This window comes from Streptomyces sp. NPDC059456, from assembly GCF_042750055.1.
Classification (GTDB): domain Bacteria; phylum Actinomycetota; class Actinomycetes; order Streptomycetales; family Streptomycetaceae; genus Streptomyces.
On record NZ_JBHYVA010000525.1, the window covers coordinates 1 to 6,107 of the forward strand.

Genomic DNA, 6,107 nt, shown 5'->3' on the forward strand with positions numbered 1-6,107 from the left:
CTGGAGTACCCCACGGGCGGCCCCGCACACCGCCGCCGCGGGGGCCCGCGCCCCCGAGCCCCCCCCCCCCCCCCAATCGCCGTGAACCCGCCGCGCTCGCCCGCGCGCGCCTCACACCCTCCAGGCCCGGCCGGGCCCGCCGGCGGGCCCCTCGCCGACCAGGGCACCGTCGACCTCGACGCCGTCTACTACGACACCCCCGACCAGCGGCTCGCCGCCGACGGCCTCACCCTCAGACGCCGCACCGGCGGCGCCGACGCGGGATGGCACCTCAAACTGCCCGTCTCGCCCGGCGTCCGCGACGAGGTCGGCGCCCCCCTCGGCGACACCGTCCCCCGCGCCCTCGCCGCCCTCGTCCGCTCCCGCGTCCGCGACGCCGCCCTGGAACCGCAGGTCCGGCTCCTGTCCTCCCGCCGCATCAGCCACCTCCTCGACGCCGACGGCGCCCTCCTCGCGGAACTCTCCACCGACACCGTCCGCGCCGAGCGCGACGAGGCCTCCGCCTCCTGGACCGAGGTCGAGGTGGAACTCGCCGACGGCGTCGACCCCGCCCTGCTCGACGCCGTCGAGAAGAAGTTCCGCAAGGCCGGACTCCGGGTCGCCGACGCCCCCTCCAAACTCGCCCGCGCCCTCACCGAGACCGGCAACGAGCCGCCGCACCGGCCCGGCACCGCCCCCGCCGACGACACCGCCGGCGCGCACGTCCTCGCGTACCTGCGCGAACAGCGCGACTCCCTCGTCGCCCACGACCCCGCCGTCCGCCGCAACCTGCCCGACTCCGTCCACCAGATGCGGGTCGCCTGCCGCCGGATGCGCAGCGCCTTCGCGTCCCACCGCAAGGTCCTCGACCGCGCCGCCACCGACCCCCTCGGCGAGGAGCTCCGCTGGCTGGGCGCCGAACTCGGCCTCGACCGCGACCAGGAGGTCCTCTTCGACCGGATCCAGACCCGCATCGCCGAACTCCCGCGCACCCTCGTCCTCGGACCCGTCCGCGGCCGCCTGCGCACGTGGAACAACGCCCGCCGCTCCGGCACCCGCCGCCGCGCCCTCGCCGCGCTCGACGGCAAGCGGTACGCGGCCCTGCTCGAAGCCCTCGACGCCCTGCTGGCCGACCCGCCCCTGCTCCCGGCCGCGGCCGGTCCCGCCGCCGAGGTCCTGTCCAAGTCCGTCCTCAAGGACCACCAGCGCCTCGCCACCCGGGTCGCGGCCGCCCTCGGCCAGGAACCCGGCGAACCGCGCGACCTCGCCCTCCACAGCGCCCGCAAGGCCGCCAAACGCGCCCGCTACGCGGCCGAGGCGGCCACACCGGCACTCGGCAAACCCGCGAAGCACCTGACCAAGGCCGTGAAATCGGTGCAGAGCCTGCTCGGCGACCACCAGGACGGCGTCGTCGCCCGCGAAGCCCTGCACGGCCTCGGCGTCCAAGCGGCCGGAGCCGGGGAGTCGGCCTTCACCTGGGGCGTCCTCTACGCCCGCGAGGAAGCCCTGGCCGAACGGAACGAGCGGGAGCTCCCGCGGGTCTGGCAGAGCGCCGCCGACCCCGGGCTGCGGTCCGCCCCCGGGGTGTGACCGCAGGACATCCGGATCGTTGAATCGCCGAGCGCCTCCTTCCCCCGCCGCGACGGGGGTGACCCGCCGTGCGACTCGTGTGACGTCCGGTGCACGCCCTGCTCCCCGCGGGCTGCGGGATTCAGGGGGCGGCTGCGAGCGGGTTACGCTTGATAGTCGCCCCCCTGCCAGCTCACGAAGGTTGCTATGCCCGCCGAGTCAGTCTTTCCTCAGCTCGAGGCCCTGCTTCCGCACGTTCAGAAGCCGATCCAGTACGTCGGCGGTGAGCTGAACTCCACCGTCAAGGACTGGGACGCGTGCGACGTCCGCTGGGCGCTCATGTACCCGGACGCGTACGAGGTCGGGCTGCCCAACCAGGGCGTCATGATCCTGTACGAGGTGCTGAACGAGCGCGAGGGCGTGCTCGCGGAGCGCACCTACAGCGTGTGGCCCGACCTCGAAGAGCTGATGCGCGAACACCACGTGCCCCAGTTCACCGTGGACAGCCACCGCCCCGTGGGCGCCTTCGACGTGTTCGGCCTGTCCTTCTCCACGGAGCTGGGCTACACGAACATGCTCACGGCCCTGGACCTGGCGGGCATCCCGCTGGAGGCCCGCAACCGCACGGTCGACCACCCCATCGTCCTCGCGGGCGGCCACGCGGCCTTCAACCCCGAGCCGATCGCGGAGTTCATCGACTGCGCGGTCATCGGCGACGGCGAGCAGGCCGTCCTCGACATGACGGAGATCATCCGCACGTGGAAGGCCGAGGGCCGTCCGGGCGGGCGCGAGGAGGTCCTCTTCCGCCTGGCCAAGACCGGCCAGGTCTACGTGCCGGGCTTCTACGACGTGGACTACCTGCCCGACGGCCGCATCGCGCGCGTCGCGCCGAACAAGTCGGGCGTCCCGTACCGCGTGTCCAAGCACACGGTCATGGACCTCGACGAGTGGCCGTACCCCAAGCAGCCGCTGGTCCCGCTCGCCGAGACCGTCCACGAGCGGATGTCCGTCGAGATCTTCCGCGGCTGCACCCGCGGCTGCCGTTTCTGCCAGGCCGGCATGATCACGCGCCCCGTGCGGGAGCGAAGCATCACCGGCATCGGCGAGATGGTGGAGAAGGGTCTCAAGGCCACGGGCTTCGAGGAGGTCGGCCTCCTCTCCCTGTCCTCCGCGGACCACACCGAGATCGCCGACATCGCCAAGGGCCTCGCGGACCGCTACACGGACGACAAGGTGGGCCTGTCCCTGCCGTCTACCCGTGTGGACGCGTTCAACGTGGACCTGGCGAACGAGCTGACCCGCAACGGCCGCCGCTCCGGTCTGACCTTCGCCCCCGAGGGCGGCTCCGAGCGCATGCGCAAGGTCATCAACAAGATGGTCTCGGAAGAGGACCTGATCCGCACCGTCGCCACCGCGTACGGCAACGGCTGGCGCCAGGTGAAGCTGTACTTCATGTGCGGCCTGCCGACCGAGACCGACGAGGACGTCCTGCAGATCGGCGACATGGCGGTCAACGTGATCGCCAAGGGCCGCGAGGTCTCCGGCCAGAACGACATCCGCTGCACCGTGTCGATCGGCGGGTTCGTCCCGAAGCCGCACACCCCCTTCCAGTGGGCGCCGCAGCTGTCGGCCGAGGAGACGGACGCGCGCCTGACGAAGCTGCGGGACAAGATCCGCGGCGACAAGAAGTACGGCCGCTCCATCGGCTTCCGCTACCACGACGGCAAGCCGGGCATCGTCGAGGGCCTCCTCTCGCGCGGCGACCGCCGCATCGGCGACGTCATCCGCGCCGTCTACGAGTCGGGCGGCCGTTTCGACGGCTGGCGCGAGCACTTCTCGTACGACCGCTGGATGGAGGCCGCGCAGAAGACGCTGCCGGCCTACGGCGTGGACGTGGCCTGGTACACGACCCGCGAGCGCACGTACGAGGAAGTCCTGCCCTGGGACCACCTGGACTCCGGCCTCGACAAGGACTGGCTCTGGGAGGACTGGCAGGACGCCCTCGACGAGACCGAGGTCGACGACTGCCGCTGGACCCCGTGCTTCGACTGCGGCGTCTGCCCGCAGATGGACACCCAGATCCAGATCGGCCCCACGGGCAAGAAGCTCCTCCCGCTGTCGGTCGTGAAGTAACCCCGGCGCGACCTGACCCCCCGACCGCAACGGTCGGGGGGTTTTCGGTGTCCTAGCCGGTATGGAACTCGACAAGCGGCAGGCCGCGGATTCCGGTGAGGGCTGCCTCGTGGGGGTCATCCGGGTACCCGTCAAGATCGTGGCGCTGATCGTCGTACTGCCCGTACGGGTGGTTTGGGATCTGCTCGTCGCCTTCGGGCAGGCCGTGCGGCGCCACGTGCTGGGGCCGTTGTCCGTGTACGTCGTGCAGCCGGCGCTGCGTGCGGCCGGCCTGGTGCTGACCGTGCTGCTCAAGCTGGTGTTCGTGTGGCCGTGGGTCGGATCGTGGCGGTTCGTGCTGGAGCCGCTGCACCTCCACGTGCTCGCGCCCGGCGGCCGGCTGCTGTACGCGTACCTGCTGCGCCCGCTCGGTGAGGCGCTGGCCCGGATCGGGCGCGGCGGGATGCGCTACCTGCTCGCTCCGCTCGCCAAAGGCGTGGCGTGGACCGGGTGGGCGCTCTGCATGATCCTGTTCGTCTGGCCCTGGGTGGGGCTGTGGCGGTACGTCCTCGCGCCCGTCGGCCGGGGGCTGCTGTGGCTGGCCGGAGTCGTCCACCGGTACGTGCTCACCCCGGTCGGGCAGGCGCTGTTGTGGCTCGGCGGGGCGGGGTACCGGTACGTGCTCAGCCCCGTCGGGCAGGCGCTGGTGTGGCTCGGTGGGGCGTTCCACCAGTACGTGCTCACGCCGGTCGGGCGGGCGCTGGTGTGGCTCGGTGGGGCGTTCCACCGGTACGTGCTCACGCCGGTCGGGCGGGCGCTGGTGTGGCTCGGCGGGGTGGCGTACCGGTACGTGCTCACCCCGGTCGGGCAGGTGCTCGTCTGGGCGTGGCACGTCGCCGGGCGGATCCTGCGGGCCGTGTGGCGGGCGGTCCGGCTGGTCGGACGGGTCGTCGTGGGATGGCCCGTGGCGCAGGTCTACCGGCACGTGCTGACACCGGTCGGACATGTCGTACGAGAGGTGTGGCGCACCGTCCGCACCACCGTCCGCCAGGCCCGGGCCGACGTGCGAAAAGCGCTGTTCGGGGGCCCCGGCCGGGAACCGGTGAGGTCACGGGCGCGTACTCTGGGTAGTACGACAGCCGTGAGCAACACGCCCGCCCCCGAGAGCCCCCTGCCCCAGCGGCAGGGGTGAGCCGGAGGGCACGGCGTGGCCCGCCGGCTCACCGGACCTCAGGGCGACGCGCGAGCCGCGAAGCCCCGCACAAGGAGAAGAACCACTGGGCAAGCGACAGCCCGAAGGCCCGCCCCCCGCACCGGTGGTGCAGCGCATCCGACTGCGCTACACCAAGCGCGGCCGCCTCCGGTTCACCAGCCACCGAGATTTCCAGCGCGCGTTCGAGCGGGCCCTGCGCCGCGCCGAGGTGCCCATGGCGTACTCGGCCGGTTTCACCCCGCACCCCCGCGTGTCGTACGCGAACGCCGCGCCGACCGGCACCGGCAGCGAGGCCGAGTACCTGGAGATCGGCCTCGCGGAGCCCCGCGACCCCGAGAAGCTCCGCGAGCTGCTCGACGAGTCGATGCCGGTCGGGCTCGACATCATCGACGCCGTCGAGGCCCGCACCTCCGGTCTCGCCGAGCGGCTGACCGCCTCCGTGTGGGAGCTGCGTCTGGAGGGCGTGCGGGGCGCCGACGCCGAGCGGGCGGTCGAGGCCTTCCTCGCCGCCGAGACGGTGGAGGTGCAGCGCCGCACCAAGAACGGCATGCGCACCTTCGACACCCGCGGGGCCGTGGTGAGCCTCGAGTCGGTTCCTGCCCCGGCTGATAGGCCGCTGGACAATGCCTGTGCGATACTGCGGCTGGTTGTTCGGCATCTGACACCTGCCGTGCGACCCGACGACGTCCTGTCCGGTCTCCGAGCTGTGGCCGACCTGGCGCCGCCGGTCCCCGCAGCGGTGACCAGGCTGGCGCAGGGGCTCTTCGACGAGGAGTCCGGCACGGTGACCGACCCGCTCGCGCCCGACCGCGAGGCTGTCACGGCCGCCCCACCCACGGCCGCCGTGGCCGCCGACGCGAAGGCGCCGGAAGGTCCCGCCGCGTAGGGATCGTCGTCGTCGCGCAGCCCTGGGACTCGGGAGCCACCTGGGTCGGGCCGCGCACAGACCTGAAGACTTCCGCCAGGCCGTACGGACAAGACGTACGGAACCGGCGGCCATGGACTAGAGCTCCCGTGTGGCGACCGCGCCCCGGAGGCCGGGTCCGCGCCGAACGCGCGGGGCCGTGCCGGACCGGAAGTCAGCCGCGGCGCCCGGGAGCGTGACGGGAGAACCGCCCGCATGCTCAACAACGAAACCAACAACACCACCGGTGGCGCCGACAGCGGCAGCCCGAGCGACAACCTGCCTCCGCGCAGGCGTCGCCGCGCCGCGTCCCGGCCCGCGGGACCGCCC

At 72.9% G+C, this 6,107-nt stretch carries 4 protein-coding genes; all 4 read left to right on the plus strand.

What is annotated here, in order from left to right:
* Nucleotides 1–81: 81 nt before the first annotated feature.
* The 4 genes from ACFXA3_RS32340 (at nucleotide 82) to ACFXA3_RS32355 (ending at nucleotide 5,759) form a co-directional block, all read left to right on the plus strand.
* Nucleotides 82–1,569 carry a CHAD domain-containing protein gene (locus ACFXA3_RS32340; protein ID WP_385192634.1) on the plus strand — a complete coding sequence of 496 codons (1,488 nt, stop codon included), beginning with the start codon at nucleotides 82–84 and terminating at the stop codon, nucleotides 1,567–1,569.
* Between the two features lie 186 nt (nucleotides 1,570–1,755).
* On the plus strand, nucleotides 1,756–3,681 hold the full coding sequence (locus ACFXA3_RS32345) for a TIGR03960 family B12-binding radical SAM protein (RefSeq protein ID WP_385192637.1): 1,926 nt from the start codon (nucleotides 1,756–1,758) through the stop codon (nucleotides 3,679–3,681).
* A gap of 61 nt (nucleotides 3,682–3,742) precedes the next feature.
* The gene (locus tag ACFXA3_RS32350) at nucleotides 3,743–4,852 is read left to right on the plus strand and encodes a hypothetical protein (protein WP_385192639.1); all 1,110 of its coding nucleotides are present in this window, start codon (nucleotides 3,743–3,745) and stop codon (nucleotides 4,850–4,852) included.
* A gap of 127 nt (nucleotides 4,853–4,979) precedes the next feature.
* Nucleotides 4,980–5,759 carry a TIGR03936 family radical SAM-associated protein gene (locus tag ACFXA3_RS32355; protein ID WP_385192642.1) on the plus strand — a complete coding sequence of 260 codons (780 nt, stop codon included), beginning with the start codon at nucleotides 4,980–4,982 and terminating at the stop codon, nucleotides 5,757–5,759.
* Nucleotides 5,760–6,107 lie beyond the last annotated feature (348 nt).